The sequence below is a fragment of the Leptospira sanjuanensis genome (genome assembly GCF_022267325.1).
Lineage (GTDB): Bacteria > Spirochaetota > Leptospiria > Leptospirales > Leptospiraceae > Leptospira > Leptospira sanjuanensis.
In genome coordinates, this window is sequence record NZ_JAIZBG010000001.1 from 1,401,818 (window position 1) to 1,417,397 (window position 15,580).

The window sequence follows — 15,580 nt, forward strand, 5'->3', positions numbered from 1 at the left end:
GTTTTTGATTTTCATTCTTCGAGACACACTGCCTGCAAACGAGTCATTCTGAATATTGAAGGATTCCTAAAGAATGAATTACGGAATCGTGTTCATTTTGCAGAAAGACTTATTCGCAAAAGATTGAGAATCGCCGTGAAATCGAAACTAAGATGTCGATTCGTGCTTGTTATGACAACTCGATAAATTATTATTTTGAAATTCGAATTGCTCCTCGGATCGGTAATCCTGAAATTGTAAGACAATCATGAACGTAAAAAATCATTCTTTATCTTTTAGCCGATCGATTCTTATGATCGATAGCGGCGCCGCATTGATTGCCGGTCTTGTTCTTCTTTTTATTCCGATTCCATTTGCGACTTGGTATTCGCTTACAGATGAAGTTTTTCTTTTTACCGGGATCGTCAATCTTGTATATGGATTCTATTCGGGAACCTTGGTTTTAATGCTTGTCTTAAGGATTCCCTTTAAGAAATTCTTAATCGATCTTTTGATAACAGCCAATTTTTCATGGGCAATGGTCTGCATTGGAATCATCGTTTGGAATTGGTCCGTTATCAATGGATTCGGAATCGCCCATATGGGATTTGAAGGTTGTTTTGTCGTCCTCTTAGCGATGTTTGAATTTTATTTTGTACGTCCATTGGCGATTTGATGGAATGACTACCGCATTTCTTAAGCTGCAAATCCGGATTGAAGATCGTTTTGAATTTTGGGAGAAGTATTGATTTTGCTCCGAGTTCTTTGATGTTTCGATTCGGGCTTTCATACTTTTCATCTATATTCCGATACATTCCGGAATGATGTATGTGTTGAAATTCGCGATTCTGCAATCGACTTTGAGATTTTTATACAACTCTCGTATAAACGTCTAATGCCGTTTAAACTTTAAAAGAATCGGTCTATTTGTAGGAAAGACGATTCAAAAACGCGATAACACTCGTAAAGTAATACCCTGATTTATACGAATGTCGCCTAAATCAGAGATAATTCTTTCAACCAAGGCAGATCTTTACTCATCTAAAAATATACGACAGTCGCCTAAATCAGAGATAATTCTTTCAACCAAGACGGATCTTTACTCATCTAAAAATATACGAATGTCGCCTAAACGCCGCGAGGAACGACAACTTGCACATCGGAAAAAAACACTTTCAAAAAGCGGAAGGTAGCGTTCTTATAAATTCTCGATCGAGAGAATCTGTTTGTCTTCCTTATGAGAAACGGTCACTTCCAGTTTTAATCCGCTTTTGCCTCCGGTCCTTCTGAAAATTCTTTCCCAAAAATTTTCGGAGGATTTGATTTTACAATCAGGGGGAAGAGAGTCGATCGTAACGTCGCTCGCTCGAAATCGTGCAAACTCGATTTTACCCGGATGAATTGTTCTTTCCGGAACTTCCCAGATTGCGTCGATGCAATTCAATCCTTCTTTACCGCTTAAGAAAATCGTAAACTTCCATGTCGGATCTGGAAAACGGATTTCCGTCTCGGTCTCATTCTTCATAAAAAGAAAGAAGGTAGGAAAGCCGTCCTTGCCGTCGCGGCTTGATTTTATATACAAAGTCGAAGCTTCCATTCTAACTTTAGATGAGGAAGATTGAATCGTAAACGCGCTCGGGTTCATCGTTCTCGCGACCATTCCGATCACCAAAACGACCAAAACCAAATTCAAGATAAAGATTAAACGAACTCTGGAAAATCTTCCCCCGCCGGATTGTTTTCTGCTTTCTTCCAAGAATTTTCTGAATTCTTCCGGAGAACGTGAATGATACCCACCGCCCATGTCAGATTCCTCCCTTGAGTAGTTTACGGATTCCGGACGCGGTTGGAAAGCCTTTTGATTTCTTAGCGGCCTTTGTCAGCAAAGAAAACGAAAGTTGAACCGCTTCGGAAATGGAAAACCCCCTGGAACCGTAAAACGCAAGAATTCCCGCAAGAAGATCGCCCGTTCCCATCACGGCGAGTTTCGGCTCGGGTTTTTCCCAAAGCCAAACCGTCCCGTTCGATTCGATCAAAAAGGAAGAATGCCGTTTCCACAAAAGATTCACGTCGTAGTTCCGCGCATATTCTTTTGCAAGGGAAAGTCCGTGCGAAATCGATTCTATCTTGGCTCCTAAGAGTTGTTCCAACTCTCCCGTATGCGGGGTTATTAAAACGTTTTCGTGTATTCGAATATTCTTATATGCTAAAATCGCTCCCGCATCCAATACGCAGAATTTTTCCTCGGGCAATAAAAGCTTGGGACATTCTTCCGTTTTTAAGCCAGGTCCCAAAAGTAAAACCGAGGCTTTTTTTACAAAAGAATGAGAAAGAATTTCGGAAGTTTCGGGGATCGTATTCACCATCAGGGAAGGATCTTTTTTTAAAACGGCTCGCACCGTTTTTTCGGAAGGCGTCAGCAAAAGGGAGATCCCTCCGCCTAACTCGTGAAAGGCGAGCAAGGAAGAAAGCGCCGCTCCCGCCATTCCCTGCGAGCCTCCCACGATCACGGCTGATCCGTTTTTGTATTTGTGGGAATCTTCGGTTCTTTCTAAGGTTTTTTTCAGAATGGATTTCGGGATTTTTTTCCAGAGAATTTTTCCCGTGAAAGATGAATTCGTATTTGTCGCGGATTCGGAATGAGCGGGGATTGACGAATCTTTTCGCAGGTTTTGATTCGGGAAACCGATCCGATGAAACGTTCTTTTTATTCTGCTCGGCAAAAAACGGTTTCTCCATTTTTTCATTCCGATTTCGGCTAACGCGTCCGCTTCGAACGGAAGGCTTCCGTCCTCCGTAAAACCCGATACGGCGTCGACGCTTAGAACAAAAATCCGCTTTTGGCCGGAGCGTTTTACTCTTTCGATCCGGGCGACGACCTCGTCCAAAGGATGTTTTAAAGGAGAGCGGAAACCGGTCCCGAGAAGCGCGTCGATCAAAAAGATTCTTTCGTTTCCAAAGCGCGATTCCTCGGTCAAAAAATTCTCCAGAGGAAAAATTTGTCCGCCCTCGTTTAAGAATGCGTTTTTGTAGGTCGCGGATTCTTCCGACAAGTCTCCTTCTTTGAGATAAACCGCGGGAAAGATTCCTTCTTGGATCAAAAAGAAGGCAACGCCAAGTCCGTCCCCTCCGTTGTTTCCGTTTCCGCAGAGGATCAAAACGCGGTCGTGTTCGAGTATTTTCTTTCTGTATTTTTGGTATATGGAAAGGGCTGCAAAGCCCATGAAGTGAGAGCCGGAAATTCCGGACTGGAGAATCGTTTTTCGATCCAGATCTCCGCTTTCCCGATCGTCAAACAGAGATTCTGAATATTCGAAAAACTTTATTTCCATTTATGGATTTCCAGATAACCGGATTTGATCCTGGCGGAATAGATTTCGTCGTTTAGATCCATCCAGGTTTCTCTCCAGAGTCCTCTCGGCGGAAGATAGTTCAGGCGGATGTTGTTGACGTGGTTTCCTTCGTCGTCGTGAACCTGAAGGCGGATCGAACTTTCCTCTTCGGTTTCCGTTTCCCATATAAAGAAATTATTATCTTTTAATATCCAATACAGGGACTCGGAAGGATCTTGGATTTCCTTCAGAGGAGTCGCGGTTTTGGTTTCGAAGTCGTATTTGAAAATTTTGCGGGATTTGAATCTGGAATTCTTTTTATCGAACACGCTGAACGATGCGACGGCGTATTTTCCTTCCGGATGAGGGAGAATGGTTTCCAGTCTCGCTTGCGCCGTTTCCGTATCGGAAATCACTTCCGAAAAATTGGAAGCTCCGATCGATCGAAGAAGGGTTCCGTTGTCATACACGGATAGTTTCATTTCTCCTCCGGATCTGTGAAAGACGAAAAGGAGGTCGTCTTCTCCGGTTTCCATCCGTTCGATATATCCGAACGGAGTGGTTCCCGAAATTCCTTCCACGTAGATCGTGTTCAAAAGTTTTCCAGCATCCGAAAAATGTAATATTGCGGAAGGAATCGCTTCTCTGTATTCCGTGTCGAACGATCCGCTCTTTTTTAGGAAGATATCTTCGTTGGCGGGATCCACTTTGGGTTGTTCTTCCTTTCCCGTTCTGGATTGAAGATAAATCTCTTCGTCGCCGTTCACCGCGACGAGTCCGATCTTTCCGATTTTTGCGGGAATCAGTTTGTATTTGTCTCCGACTTTTTCCTTTGTCGTTCCCAAGATGAATTTGAGTTCTCCATCGGTGGAGAATACTTTCAATAAGGATTGTTCGAAGTCGGGAACATAGATCTTGCTCGAAACTACGGGCAGGGTTTGGGGGAGGTTGGTGGGAACGCCGTTCAAAACTTTGGCCTGAATGTCCGCGAGCGTGCTGCCTAACTTGATTCTTCCGTAAAGATAAGAGTTGTAATTGTCCACTTTGAAACGTGTACAACTTAGAATTGCCGCGCCTAAAAAAACGATTCCAAAGAATAGAATCGACGTCCCGCGTTTTGCGGTGTGATTTTTGGAAATTGATTTGAGATTTCTCATGAAAGCCTGATGGATCTTGGAATGTAACGATACCATTCCAACACATTGATTGGAAAACAAGCAATAATCCTTGGAATTCCCTCCGCTTGGGAATCCCCGGGTTTTTTTACTTTACACTGTAGCCAAATTTGAATAGTTTGATTAGGATATCAGGAAAAATTCATTCATTTTTGAGTTTTCTCTCTAAGGCCGGGGTTTGACAGTAAGCAGGGAAGAAATCAGCAGTATTCTGGATGGCGTCCTGCATTTGCCTGTCAAGCTGTACTCATTAAAGGTCAACCAAAGGCCTAACCACTCGTTGATCGAGATCGTCTTGGACAATCTTGAACATCCGTATGGTTCAGTCAGCCTTCTGGAATGTGAGCATGTTTCCAGAAAACTGAAAGAAGAGTTAGAACGGATCTCACCGGATCTGGATTACACTCTTAAAGTTTCCTCCGCAGGGGCGGAACGGAAACTCGACCTTCCGGGAGACCTGGATCGTTTCCGGGGAATACCGGTTCGTCTGATTTTTCTATCCGAACAATCAGAGAATCCCCAGGAAGGAATTTTTCGGATAGTGGGACGCGAAGGGGATCAGGTGATTCTGGAAAAATTCCAGAAGGGTAAAAAATCTGCGGGAAAAAAGCAGACGACCCTGAACCTCAAGGATATACTGAAAGGGAATCTCTACGTAAGTATTTGATATGGCAGTTAAGAAGACACAATCGGAAGGAAATCTGTTGGAGGCGATCCAACAATTTTGTGCGGACAAGTCCCTCGATCGGGAAGCCGTTATGGGAGTCATTCGTGATTCTCTCATAACCGCATATAAGAAAAAGTCCGGCCTCGAAGGTCTGGAAGAGTCCGAAGATTCGGAAACACCTTCGCCCGTTACCGTAGAGTTTGCGTCCGGTAAAGACAGCGTAGTCATCGCAATCGCAAAAAAAGTAGTGGAGGGCGCGGCTTCCTCCGCTCTCGAAATCAGTTTAGAAGATGCTAAAGCGATCGACGCTTCTGCGGAAGTCGGTTCGGTCGTTTCGTTCCGCGAAAAACCCGTGGAACTCTCGCGGATTATCTCCAGCCAAGCGAAGCAGATGGTCTTTCAAAGACTGAAAGATATGGAGAAGGAACTTCTCTATAACGAGTATAAGGCGAAAGAAGGCGAACTCACTCACGGTTATTTCCAGAGATGGAAAAAAGACGCGATGAGCATCGACCTCGGTAAAGTGGAAGGAATCATGCCTCGCCGTGAACAGAATCCGGGTGAAAAGTATCACAGCGGAGACAGACTCAAAGCAATCATTCAAAGAGTGGAACTTCGTCCGAGAGAACCGATCCCAGTGATTACTCTCTCCAGAGCTTCCGCGGATTTCGTTCGTAAATTGTTCGAAATGGAAATTCCGGAAATCTACGACGGACTCGTGGAAATCGTAAACGTAGCCAGACAACCTTCCATCAGAACGAAGGTTGTAGTTCGTGCGACCCGAGGCGACATCGATCCGGTCGGCGCTTGCGTCGGTATGAAAGGGGTTCGGATCCAATCCATCGTACGGGAGCTCGGTAACGAAAGAATCGATATCGTAGAATCTTCCGACGACGCTGCAGAATTTATCGCGAACGCGATTTCTCCCGCAAAACCGGTCGAAGTGAAGGTGGACGGTTCCGGAAGAGAAGCGATGGTAGTCGTGCCCGACGATCAACTTTCTTTGGCGATCGGAATCAACGGTTCCAACGTAAAACTTGCGTCTCAGTTGGCGGGTTACAAAATCGATATTAAAACCGTGGCTCAATACAACGCGGAACTTGCTTCTCCGGAGGCGAGAGAAAGACTGGAAAGGCTTTTTTATACTCCTGCGGAAGAAGCAAAAGTTCAACCGGAACAAGAAGAAGAGGAAGAAGGATTGACTCCTCTGGAAGATCTACCCGGACTCTCGGCCCGTATTGTCGGGATCTTGAAGAGCGAAGGCATCAAGGATCTGGAAACCCTGATCGAATACAGCCAAGACGATCTGGCAAAACTGCAAGGAATCGGACATACGACCGCCGGACAGATTCTCAAGTTACTCCGAGAATCCGTGGAATGGGTGGAGGATAACTGAGAGAACCCGAACGGGTTTTTTCAGAGCCGGAGCTTCAGTGACTTCGGAAAGCCAGGGTATCATTATGGAAGACAAAAATAAGACGATCAAGGAAACGCTCCAGGGCGCAGCGGACGCGGGAAAACGCAAGAAGCTGATCATTAAAAAGAAAGGCGACGAAACTCCGTCTCCTTCCCCCTCTGCATCTCCTAAGAAAGAAGCGGCCGCCGATTCTGCTCCTGCAAAACCGGTTACCCCGCTGCCTCCAAGAGGCGATTCCGGTCAATCACCGATCGTCCGTCCCGCTCCTTCCTCTCAGAGAGACGTTAAAAGCGAAGAATCTCCGAAAAAGCCGGACCCAGGACAAGGCGGTGCCCGTCCTCCAAGAGACAGGGACCCGCAAGGACAAAGTGGAGATTCTTCCTATCCGACTTCCCGTTCTCCTTTTCAAAAAGAAGATTCTAATATCATCGTATCCAGGCCGACGCAAGGCGGCGGTTATCAAGGGCGTAGCGGCTCCGGTCAAGGCGGCGGTTATCAAGGAAATCGCGGTCCGGGTCAAGGCGGCGGTTACCAAGGAAATCGCGGCCCGGGACAAGGCGGCGGTTACCAAGGAAATCGTGGTCCAGGACAAGGCGGCGGTTACCAAGGAAATCGTGGTCCAGGACAAGGCGGCGGTTACCAAGGAAATCGCGGCCCGGGTCAAGGCGGCGGCTACCAAGGAAATCGTGGTCCGGGACAAGGCGGCGGTTACCAAGGAAATCGCGGCCCGGGACAAGGCGGACCCGGAGGTGGAAATCGTTTCGGCGGCGGTCCAGGTGGCCGTACTGGTGGAGGCCCAGGTGGCCGTCCTATGCCGATTACTTCCGCGGAAGTGGAACTTTCTCAAGCACGAGGCGCGGCCGGTGCGAACAAAAAGAAAGACCACGGAAAGGAAAAAACTTCCACCGATAAGAGGGATTTTTCCGGCGCGGAAAACACGAAATTCTTTAAACAAAGATTCAAAAAGACGAAGGTCGCGGGTGTTTCCGGGATTTCCGTACCGAAAGAAATTACAGTATTAGAAAATGTGCAAGTAGGCGAACTCGCTAAGAAGATGAACCTCAAACCGGGGGACGTCATCGGAAAACTCATGAAAATGGGTATGATGGTGACGATCAACAACATCATCGACGCGGAAACGGCTGCGCTTCTCGCGGATGAATACGGCTGTAAGGTGAAAGTCGTTTCTCTTTACGAAGAGACCATCATCGAAGAAGAAAAAGACAACGAAGAAGATTATATCAATCGTCCTCCGGTCGTTACGATCATGGGACACGTCGACCACGGTAAGACGAAATTGCTCGATACGATTCGCAGAAGTTCCGTGATCGATACCGAATCCGGCGGAATCACTCAGCATATCGGTGCGTATCAGGTAAGAACCGCTCGCGGTCTCATTACCTTCTTGGATACCCCGGGTCACGAAGCGTTTACTTCGATGAGAGCGCGCGGTGCGAAAGTAACCGACATCGTGATTCTCGTAGTCGCGGCGGACGACGGTGTAATGCCTCAAACCCTGGAGGCGATCAGTCACGCGAAAGCGGCGGAAGTTCCGATCATCGTTGCCATCAACAAGATCGATCTTCCGACTGCAAATCCCGACAAGATCATGCAGGAACTTGCCAACCACGGTCTTCAATCCGAAGAGTGGGGCGGGCAGACGATGTATGCGAAGATTTCCGCTCGTGAAAACATCGGAATCGATAAACTTTTGGAAATGATTCTTCTCCAAGCGGAAGTGATGGATCTCAAATCCAATCCGAAACGGAGAGCGAAAGGAACGATCATCGAAGCGAAACTCGATCCGGGTCGCGGTTCGGTTGCAACCGTTCTGATCCAAAACGGAACTCTCCGCGTGGGAGATCCGTTCGTCGCGGGAGTATTCTCCGGTCGCGTAAGGGCGATGTACAACGACCTCGGTCAATTGATCGAAGAAGCGGGACCAGCGTTCCCGGCTCAGGTTACCGGGATCGACGGCGTTCCCGATGCGGGCGCACCGTTCGACGCGATGGCGGATGAAAAAGAAGCCAGAAATATTTCTCAACACAGAATCGAGTTCGAAAGAATCGGAAACGCGGGAGCCGCTGCCGGAACTTCTTCCAAAGTAACCCTTGAGAACATGAACGAGTTCATCAAACAAGGCGCTCTGAAAGAACTCAAGGTCATCATCAAGGCGGACGTTCGCGGTTCTGCGGAAGCGATCAAGGAATCCTTGGAAAAACTTTCCACACCGGAAGTGAAGCTGAACGTAATCCAATCCGGCGCAGGCGCCATCGTGGATATGGACGTGATGCTCGCTTCCGCTTCGAACGCGCTTATCATCGGGTTTCACGTTCGTGCGAATCCGAAGACGATCGCTTTGGCGGAAAAAGAACAGGTTCAGATCAAGTATTACAATATCATCTATCAAGTCGTGGACGAGATCAAACTCGCGATGGAAGGACTTCTCGAACCGGAAAAGATCGAAGAAGTTATCGGAGCCGCGGAGATCCGGGAAATCTTCAAGGTTTCCAAGGTCGGAAACATCGCCGGTTGTATGGTTACTTCGGGAAGAATCCAGAAGTCCGCGAATGTGCGCGTAATCAGCGACGGAGTTACGAAGTTCGACGGGAAACTGAAATCCCTCAAACGGGTCAAAGACGATGTGAACGACGTCGTATCCGGTTTCGAGTGCGGTATCCAAGTGGACGGATTCAACGACTTTAAAGTCGGAGATATCATCGAAGCTTACAACGTTACCGTGATAAAACGGAAACTTGAATAGGAAACCCGGACCGTGAATCCGATCCGAAGAAGAAAAATCGAAGCGGAAGCAGTTCGAACCGTTGCGATGATGATCCTATCGGGAAAGGTAAAAGATCCGAGAGTTCATATGGTTTCCGTTCACCGCGCGGAGATTTCCGACGACGGAAAGAACATGCGCGTTTATGTGACCGCGATCTGCACGGATAAAAAGAAATTAAAAGTGTTGTCCGGACTGAACAGCGCAGCCGGTCTGTTTCAGACGACGCTGTCCGGAAAGTTAGGACTTAGAATCACACCAAGAATGCAATTCCTCTGGGATGAGGAATATATTCAGAGTTTGGATGAATCACTCAGACTTACCAGAAAACCCACAAATCCGGACTGAATCCGGATTTTTACTGATCCACAAACCGGAAGGAATGACCTCTTCGGATCTTGTGGTCACCGCCCGTAAAAAACTCAGATTCAAAAAGATCGGTCATACCGGAACCTTGGATCGGGCCGCGAGCGGACTTATGATTCTCCCCGTCGGAAGCTGCACGAGTTTTTCCAGCGTATTCTTGGAAAAAGAAAAATCCTACGAGGCTTGGGTCAGACCGGGAGAATCCACCGACTCGGGCGACAAAGAAGGAGAAATCTTGGAATCCCTTCCGAGGGAACAAACGGAAACTTGGTTTCACGAACACCAGGATAAACTCAAACAATTGTTTCTCGAAGTTCCGACCTGGGAAAGTCAGGAAGCTCCCGATGTCTCCGCGCTCAAGGTCAATGGGAGAAGAAGATCGGATCTGTTTCGCGAAGGAGTCGCGCTTGTTCCTGCGGTTCGAAAAATCAAGATCTATCAATACGAACTCTGGACATTCTCCCCTGAATCGATCGTTTTTAAGATCCGGGTTTCGGCCGGAACCTATATCCGCAAGATCGTAATGGATATTTCCGAACGTGCGGGGTTTCCGATGCGGCTCGAACGACTGGTCCGTACGAGCATAGGCAAATTAAACCTGAGCCAAGCGGATTCTTATGAAAATCTGTTGGAAGGGAAGGTTACGATTCATCCGCCGGAAGCGATCTTAGAATTCCCGACCGTGGAAATTCCGGGAACCGAGGTTCGTGCGGTTCTGAACGGCAGAAAGACAAAACTCGAATGGATTCCCGGAACAGAATTTCTTCTCGTTTCACCCGAAGGAGAGATTCTCGCGTGGTGCAAAAAAGAAGAACATGGAATTCACGAGTTAGATTATAAATATTTAAGAGTCTTTCCTAAAAATTAGCTTTAAAGCGGTGTATATCACCTGAAAAATGGTAAAAAGGTATATTCACGATATGATAGCTACTGAACAGAAAAAACAAATTATCAGTAATTTTGCCCGCAAAGCGGGAGACACCGGTTCAACCGAAGTGCAAGTCGCTCTGATTGATGCGAGAATCAAAGAACTCAACGAACATTTCAAGTCACACAAAAAGGATTTTCATTCTAAAACCGGTCTTTTAAGACTCGTAAGCAAAAGAAAGAAACTTCTGGATTATCTCAAAAGAACCGAATTAGACCGTTACAAAAAACTGATCGAAACTCTCGGACTCCGTAAGTAAGCGAGTCAAACATGGCACATACAATCTCCGGCCAATACGGCCGCGATACTATCGTTTTAGAAACAGGGAACTGGGCAAAACAGGCTCATGGAGCCGTAGTCTATCGTTCCGGGAATCTGGTTTTACTTGCTACCGTTTGCGCCGCCGACGAAGCAAAAGAGGGACAGGACTTCTTTCCTCTTACTTGCGAATATACCGAGAAACTCTATTCCGTCGGCCGCTTTCCGGGCGGCTACTTCAAAAGAGAAGCGAAACCCCCCGAGCATGAAATTCTAATTTCCAGAATCATAGACAGACCGATTCGTCCTTTGTTTCCGGAAGGATATTTTTGCGAAGTTCAGTTGCAAGTGCAGGTTCTTTCCGCGGACGGAGACGTTTCCGTTGCGGGACACGCATTGAATGCGGCGAGTGCAGCATTAGCGGTTTCTGATATTCCATTCAACGGTCCGATCGCGGGCGCAAGAATCGGAAGAATCAACGGAGAATTGATCCTCAATCCGACTACGAAAGAACTCGTAAATTCCGATTTGGATCTCGTCGTTGCCGGAACTAAAACTCACATCGTAATGATCGAGGGAGAAGCGAAGGAGCTTTCCAACGAGGAAATGCTCGCGGCGCTTCGTTTCGCACAGAAACACATCGCGGAATTCGTAGCTCTTCAGGAAGAATTCGCGAAAAAAATCGGCGTCGTTAAAAGAGAAGTCAAACTCAAAGTGCGCGACGCGGAACTTCTTGCGAAGGTGAAGGAATACGCGTTTGATAAGCTGACCGCAGCCAATCAAACTCCGGACAAAACCGCGAGAAATAAAGAAATTTCTAATGTAAATAAGGAAGTCGTAGACTTCTTCAAACAAACCGTGGAAGAGTCCGACAAGATCAAGGACATCAAAGCTTACCTTCACGAATTGGAATATGAAATCGTTCGCGAACAGGTTTTGTCGAAAGGAACTCGTTTCGACGGAAGAAAGTTGGACGAAATTCGTCAGATTTCCGTAGAAGTAAATCCTCTTCCCGGTCCTCACGGTTCTTCCGTTTTTACCAGAGGTCAAACCCAGTCTTTGGGAGTGGTCACTCTCGGAACGGGCGCCGACAACCAAAGATACGAAACACTCGAAGGACAAAAAGAAAAGTCCTTTATGCTTCACTATAACTTCCCCGCGTTTTCCGTGGGTGAGGTTCGCAGATCTTCCGGTCCGGGAAGAAGAGAAATCGGACACGGAAATCTCGCAGAACGCGCGTTAAAGCTTGTTCTTCCGAAGCCGGACGAATTTCCGTATGTGATTCGCGTCGTATCCGAAATCTTAGAATCCAACGGTTCCAGTTCGATGGCCTCCGTTTGTTCCGGTTCTCTCGCGCTGATGGCTGCGGGCGTTCCGATCAAAGGAAGCGTTTCCGGAATCGCGATGGGACTTTTCTCCGATTCTTCCGGTAAGTATGCGGTTCTTTCCGATATCGCCGGTTTGGAAGATCATTTCGGAGACATGGACTGCAAAATCGCGGGAACCAGAAAAGGAATCACGGCGTTCCAAATGGACTTGAAGGTGACAGGCGTCAGCTTCGACGTTTTGGAAAGCGTATTCGCTCAGGCGCAAAAAGGAAGATTCTATATTCTTGATATTATGGAGAAACATATCTCCACCGCATCGCCTACGTTAGCCGGAACTGCTCCTAGAATCATCGTTCGAAACATTCCTAAGGATAGAATCGGCGAATTGATCGGACCGGGCGGTAAAAACGTCCGCGGTATCAGCGAATTGACCGGAGCTGAACTTTACATCGAGGACGACGGGCGCGTAACCATTTCCGGTTCGAACCAAGAGTCCGCGGAAAAAGCCGCGAAGATGGTCGACGGTTTTTTTACCGAAGTGGAAGTAGGGAAGATCTACGAAGGAAAAGTGAAACGAATCGCCGACTTCGGCGCGTTCGTCGAAATTCTTCCCGGAAAAGAAGGTCTTTGCCATATCTCCAAGATCGATTTCAAACGAGTGAATTCGGTAAAAGACATCGTCAAAGAGGGCGATATTATTCGAGTGAAGGTTCTGAACGTCGATAAGACCGGAAAGATCGATCTCTCCAGAAAAGACGCTCTCGAAGAAGAACAAGAAGCATAAGATTCTTCTAATATTCCCTTGGTGCAAGAACCTTCACAGTTAGTTCACAGAAAAGTTCTGCCCGGGGGAATCACCGTCCTCTTTCAACAAGCCCCTCACACAGTCAGCGTTTCCGCGGGCGTTTTTGTCCGGGTCGGTTCCAGACACGAATCCGCGAAGAATGCGGGTTATTGCCATTTCTTGGAGCATATGCTCTTCAAGGACACGGAAAAGAGGACCGCGAAACAGCAAGCCGAGGACATCGAAAGGGTTGGCGGTTTTACGAACGCGGCTACTTCCCGGGAATACACGTATTTTCATGTAACGGTTGCCGGTAAACATATCGGCATCGGCTTAGAACTGTTAGCCGAGATGATCTACGAACCTCTCCTCAAACAATCCGACATCGAAAACGAAGCGGGTGTCATTCTGGAAGAATTGCAGGGTTATGAGGATTCTCCCGAAGATTATATTCACGATTTTTATTATCAGAATTTTTTTCCGAAGAACTCACTCGGTCGCGACATCATCGGAACAAGAGAATCCGTAGGCGGAGTCAATCATAAGAAACTATTAGATTTTTATGATACGTATTATCATACGGAAAACATGTTTCTTTCGATTTCGGGAAATTTCGAACCGGACGAGATCTTTTCGATCGTAGCAAAATATTTTAACAGACCCAGAAAGAAAAAGAAGGAAGGGAATTCGCTCTCTCTTCCAAAAAAACAATGGGGTTATTTTCCGAAAAAGAAAAAGCTCGAACAGGTTTATTTTATTCTCGGCGGGGATGGGTTCGCGCGGGAATTTCACAACGCTTCCAAAGCGAGCCTGTTCACTCATATCTTGGGCGGTGGGACGTCTTCCCGCTTGTTTCAAAAAGTGCGGGAAGAAAAAGGTCTTTGTTACCAGATTACCGCCTATCCTTCTTCTTACGCCGATATCGGAATCAACAGCATCGTTTGTTCCACTTCAAAGGATAAATTCATCACTTGTATGGAAACGATTTCCGACGAAATCAAGTCCATCCTGGATCGCGGAATTACGGAACAGGAGCTACGGGATGCACAGTCCAATCACGAAGGAACCCTTTCCATTAGTTACGAACAAACCGAATCTAGAATGAACACGATCGCTCTGATGGAGCTTTATTACGGTAGAAATTATTCGTACGAGGAACGGGTAAAGGAAATTTATTCGATCACCCTGGAAGATCTCAATTCGTTCGCGAAGTCCGTCTTCGGGATTCCAAAGTTGCATCTTTCTGCGTTAGGCAATCTCGGATCTAAGGAAGAAAAGGCCGTTCAACGTTTGTTTTCATTTTAACTTTTAACGACGATATTCAGATGTAAGCGCGGGTGGTTTCTACGACGTTCGTAGATCACGGTTCTTGGACATTTCTACGACGTTCGTAGATTGCGGTTCTTGGACATTTCTACGACGTTCGTAGATTTGCGCGAGATGGCTTTGGTTATTACGATGTTTCCGCGGATATTTATACGAAATTTGCAGAAATCGGATTGGATCGACGAAAAGTGCTCTGGCGAATCGATACAACATTCAAAATATGCAACGTGTTAACAAGGAATACAAAGTTCCTCATATCGATCGAATCGTAATACAGAACTCCATATTTTTCCGTTTTGCGGTAATGTATTACGATTTTATGATGTGTTGCGGAAATTAAATCGATAAAATTTCCATTCGTTGTAAAGGATTGGAAGGATGTTTCCGCTTTGTTGCTCGTTTATTCTTCGATGATCGCGAAGTAGTTTCCTTCGAAATCGGAAAAGTTGAATACTTTTTTTCCGTTTGGAAAATTCACCATTTCACCGACGTTCACTTTTTTGTCTTTTAGTCTTTGATACAGTGCATCTATTTCGTCGTCGGTCGACATGAGTATGGACGGCGTTCCGACATTCATATCCGGGTTCGCCGCCGCAACGGCTTTTTTGTTTTGAAGAACAAGTTTGGTGGAATTGGGTCTTCCGTCGGAAAGAATGATGGCGAAGGTTTCTCCGTATTCCTCTTTTCCTTCCACCCGAAAGCCTAAGTTGTTCACCCAGAAATCGGCGATTCCTTTTTGATCGTTTACGTAAAGCATGACTTGGTTGAATTTAATCATAGTAGTTTGTCTTTGTAATCGTTCCGATTCTGCTTCGCAACGAAAAAACTCGTTTTAAATTTCGGCTTTGAATCGAAAGTTTTCGCGGAATTTATGCGACCTACGCATAAATCAACTAAATTTATACGACATTCGAATAAGAACCTGTTCAAAGAAAACTCAGCGCCACTGCTCTCGATGGATCGCAGCGAGAAACTCAATGACACTGCTCTCTATGGATCGCAGCGAGAAACTCAATGACACTGCTCTCTATGGATCGCAGCGAGAAACTCAATGACACTGCTCTCTATGGATCGCAGCGTCAGGGACAAGAACCTACCAACTTGTATTTCTATCCAAGTAGAAATAAGTTTTGGGACAAGCTGTAAATTGATTTCTGAGTGAGCGAGAGGAATGATGGGGAAATTTCCGGAGAATCGATTTTACCAAAAATCAAGAATATTCGATTTGTCATTAAGTG

General features: G+C 46.5%; 13 protein-coding genes. 9 read left to right on the top strand and 4 right to left on the bottom strand.

The features are described 5' to 3' along the window. The first annotated feature begins 247 nt into the window (after window positions 1-247). Window positions 248-655, top strand: coding sequence for a hypothetical protein (locus LFX25_RS06370; RefSeq protein WP_238729476.1), 408 nt, complete (start codon window positions 248-250; stop codon window positions 653-655). 522 nt (window positions 656-1,177) lie between these two features. On the opposite strand, the gene LFX25_RS06375 is transcribed toward LFX25_RS06370, so the two are convergent. Genes LFX25_RS06375 through LFX25_RS06385 form a run of 3 tightly spaced genes read right to left on the bottom strand, consistent with a single transcriptional unit; the run spans window position 1,178 to window position 4,468 of the window. Beyond that, complete coding sequence (locus tag LFX25_RS06375) at window positions 1,178-1,783, bottom strand: hypothetical protein (protein ID WP_238729477.1); 606 nt, start codon at window positions 1,781-1,783, stop codon at window positions 1,178-1,180. A 1-nt stretch (window position 1,784) separates the two neighbouring features. After that, on the bottom strand, window positions 1,785-3,311 hold the full coding sequence (locus tag LFX25_RS06380; RefSeq protein ID WP_238729478.1) for a bifunctional ADP-dependent NAD(P)H-hydrate dehydratase/NAD(P)H-hydrate epimerase: 1,527 nt from the start codon (window positions 3,309-3,311) through the stop codon (window positions 1,785-1,787). Then, on the bottom strand, window positions 3,302-4,468 hold the full coding sequence (locus LFX25_RS06385; protein ID WP_238731524.1) for an LIC_12708 family protein: 1,167 nt from the start codon (window positions 4,466-4,468) through the stop codon (window positions 3,302-3,304). Before LFX25_RS06385 ends, LFX25_RS06380 begins: the two co-directional genes overlap by 10 nt. A 196-nt stretch (window positions 4,469-4,664) precedes the next feature. On the opposite strand from LFX25_RS06385, the gene rimP reads away from it, so the two are divergent. The 8 genes from rimP (at window position 4,665) to LFX25_RS06425 (ending at window position 14,321) form a co-directional block, all read left to right on the top strand. After that, on the top strand, window positions 4,665-5,153 hold the full coding sequence (rimP, locus tag LFX25_RS06390; protein WP_255717762.1) for a ribosome maturation factor RimP: 489 nt from the start codon (window positions 4,665-4,667) through the stop codon (window positions 5,151-5,153). 1 nt (window position 5,154) lies between these two features. Beyond that, on the top strand, window positions 5,155-6,549 hold the full coding sequence (gene nusA, locus LFX25_RS06395) for a transcription termination factor NusA (RefSeq protein ID WP_238729479.1): 1,395 nt from the start codon (window positions 5,155-5,157) through the stop codon (window positions 6,547-6,549). Window positions 6,550-6,613: 64 nt separating this feature from the next. After that, the gene (gene infB, locus LFX25_RS06400) at window positions 6,614-9,334 is read left to right on the top strand and encodes a translation initiation factor IF-2 (protein ID WP_238729480.1); all 2,721 of its coding nucleotides are present in this window, start codon (window positions 6,614-6,616) and stop codon (window positions 9,332-9,334) included. Window positions 9,335-9,346: 12 nt separating this feature from the next. After that, the gene (gene rbfA / locus LFX25_RS06405) at window positions 9,347-9,700 is read left to right on the top strand and encodes a 30S ribosome-binding factor RbfA (protein WP_118955265.1); all 354 of its coding nucleotides are present in this window, start codon (window positions 9,347-9,349) and stop codon (window positions 9,698-9,700) included. After that, the gene (truB, locus tag LFX25_RS06410; RefSeq protein ID WP_255717763.1) at window positions 9,657-10,586 is read left to right on the top strand and encodes a tRNA pseudouridine(55) synthase TruB; all 930 of its coding nucleotides are present in this window, start codon (window positions 9,657-9,659) and stop codon (window positions 10,584-10,586) included. The genes rbfA and truB overlap by 44 nt, the downstream gene beginning before the upstream one ends. Before the next feature lie 52 nt (window positions 10,587-10,638). Beyond that, window positions 10,639-10,905, top strand: coding sequence for a 30S ribosomal protein S15 (gene rpsO / locus LFX25_RS06415; RefSeq protein WP_010575366.1), 267 nt, complete (start codon window positions 10,639-10,641; stop codon window positions 10,903-10,905). Window positions 10,906-10,916: 11 nt separating this feature from the next. Next, window positions 10,917-13,016, top strand: a complete 2,100-nt coding sequence (gene pnp / locus LFX25_RS06420) for a polyribonucleotide nucleotidyltransferase (RefSeq protein WP_238729481.1) — start codon at window positions 10,917-10,919, stop codon at window positions 13,014-13,016. A gap of 21 nt (window positions 13,017-13,037) precedes the next feature. Next, window positions 13,038-14,321, top strand: coding sequence for a M16 family metallopeptidase (locus LFX25_RS06425; RefSeq protein ID WP_238729482.1), 1,284 nt, complete (start codon window positions 13,038-13,040; stop codon window positions 14,319-14,321). 421 nt (window positions 14,322-14,742) lie between these two features. Here the strand turns inward: LFX25_RS06425 and LFX25_RS06430 are convergent, their stop codons facing one another. Beyond that, window positions 14,743-15,120, bottom strand: coding sequence for a VOC family protein (locus LFX25_RS06430; protein ID WP_238729483.1), 378 nt, complete (start codon window positions 15,118-15,120; stop codon window positions 14,743-14,745). Window positions 15,121-15,580 lie beyond the last annotated feature (460 nt).

Coding starts and splice junctions, on each gene's coding strand:
- LFX25_RS06430 (WP_238729483.1), bottom strand. CDS start 15,120: ATGATTAAATTCAACCAAGTCATGCTTTACGTAAACGATCAAAAAGGA.
- rpsO (WP_010575366.1), top strand. CDS start 10,639: ATGATAGCTACTGAACAGAAAAAACAAATTATCAGTAATTTTGCCCGC.
- pnp (WP_238729481.1), top strand. CDS start 10,917: ATGGCACATACAATCTCCGGCCAATACGGCCGCGATACTATCGTTTTA.
- infB (WP_238729480.1), top strand. CDS start 6,614: ATGGAAGACAAAAATAAGACGATCAAGGAAACGCTCCAGGGCGCAGCG.
- LFX25_RS06380 (WP_238729478.1), bottom strand. CDS start 3,311: ATGGAAATAAAGTTTTTCGAATATTCAGAATCTCTGTTTGACGATCGG.
- LFX25_RS06370 (WP_238729476.1), top strand. CDS start 248: ATGAACGTAAAAAATCATTCTTTATCTTTTAGCCGATCGATTCTTATG.
- LFX25_RS06385 (WP_238731524.1), bottom strand. CDS start 4,468: ATGAGAAATCTCAAATCAATTTCCAAAAATCACACCGCAAAACGCGGG.
- nusA (WP_238729479.1), top strand. CDS start 5,155: ATGGCAGTTAAGAAGACACAATCGGAAGGAAATCTGTTGGAGGCGATC.
- LFX25_RS06375 (WP_238729477.1), bottom strand. CDS start 1,783: ATGGGCGGTGGGTATCATTCACGTTCTCCGGAAGAATTCAGAAAATTC.
- truB (WP_255717763.1), top strand. CDS start 9,657: ATGAATCACTCAGACTTACCAGAAAACCCACAAATCCGGACTGAATCC.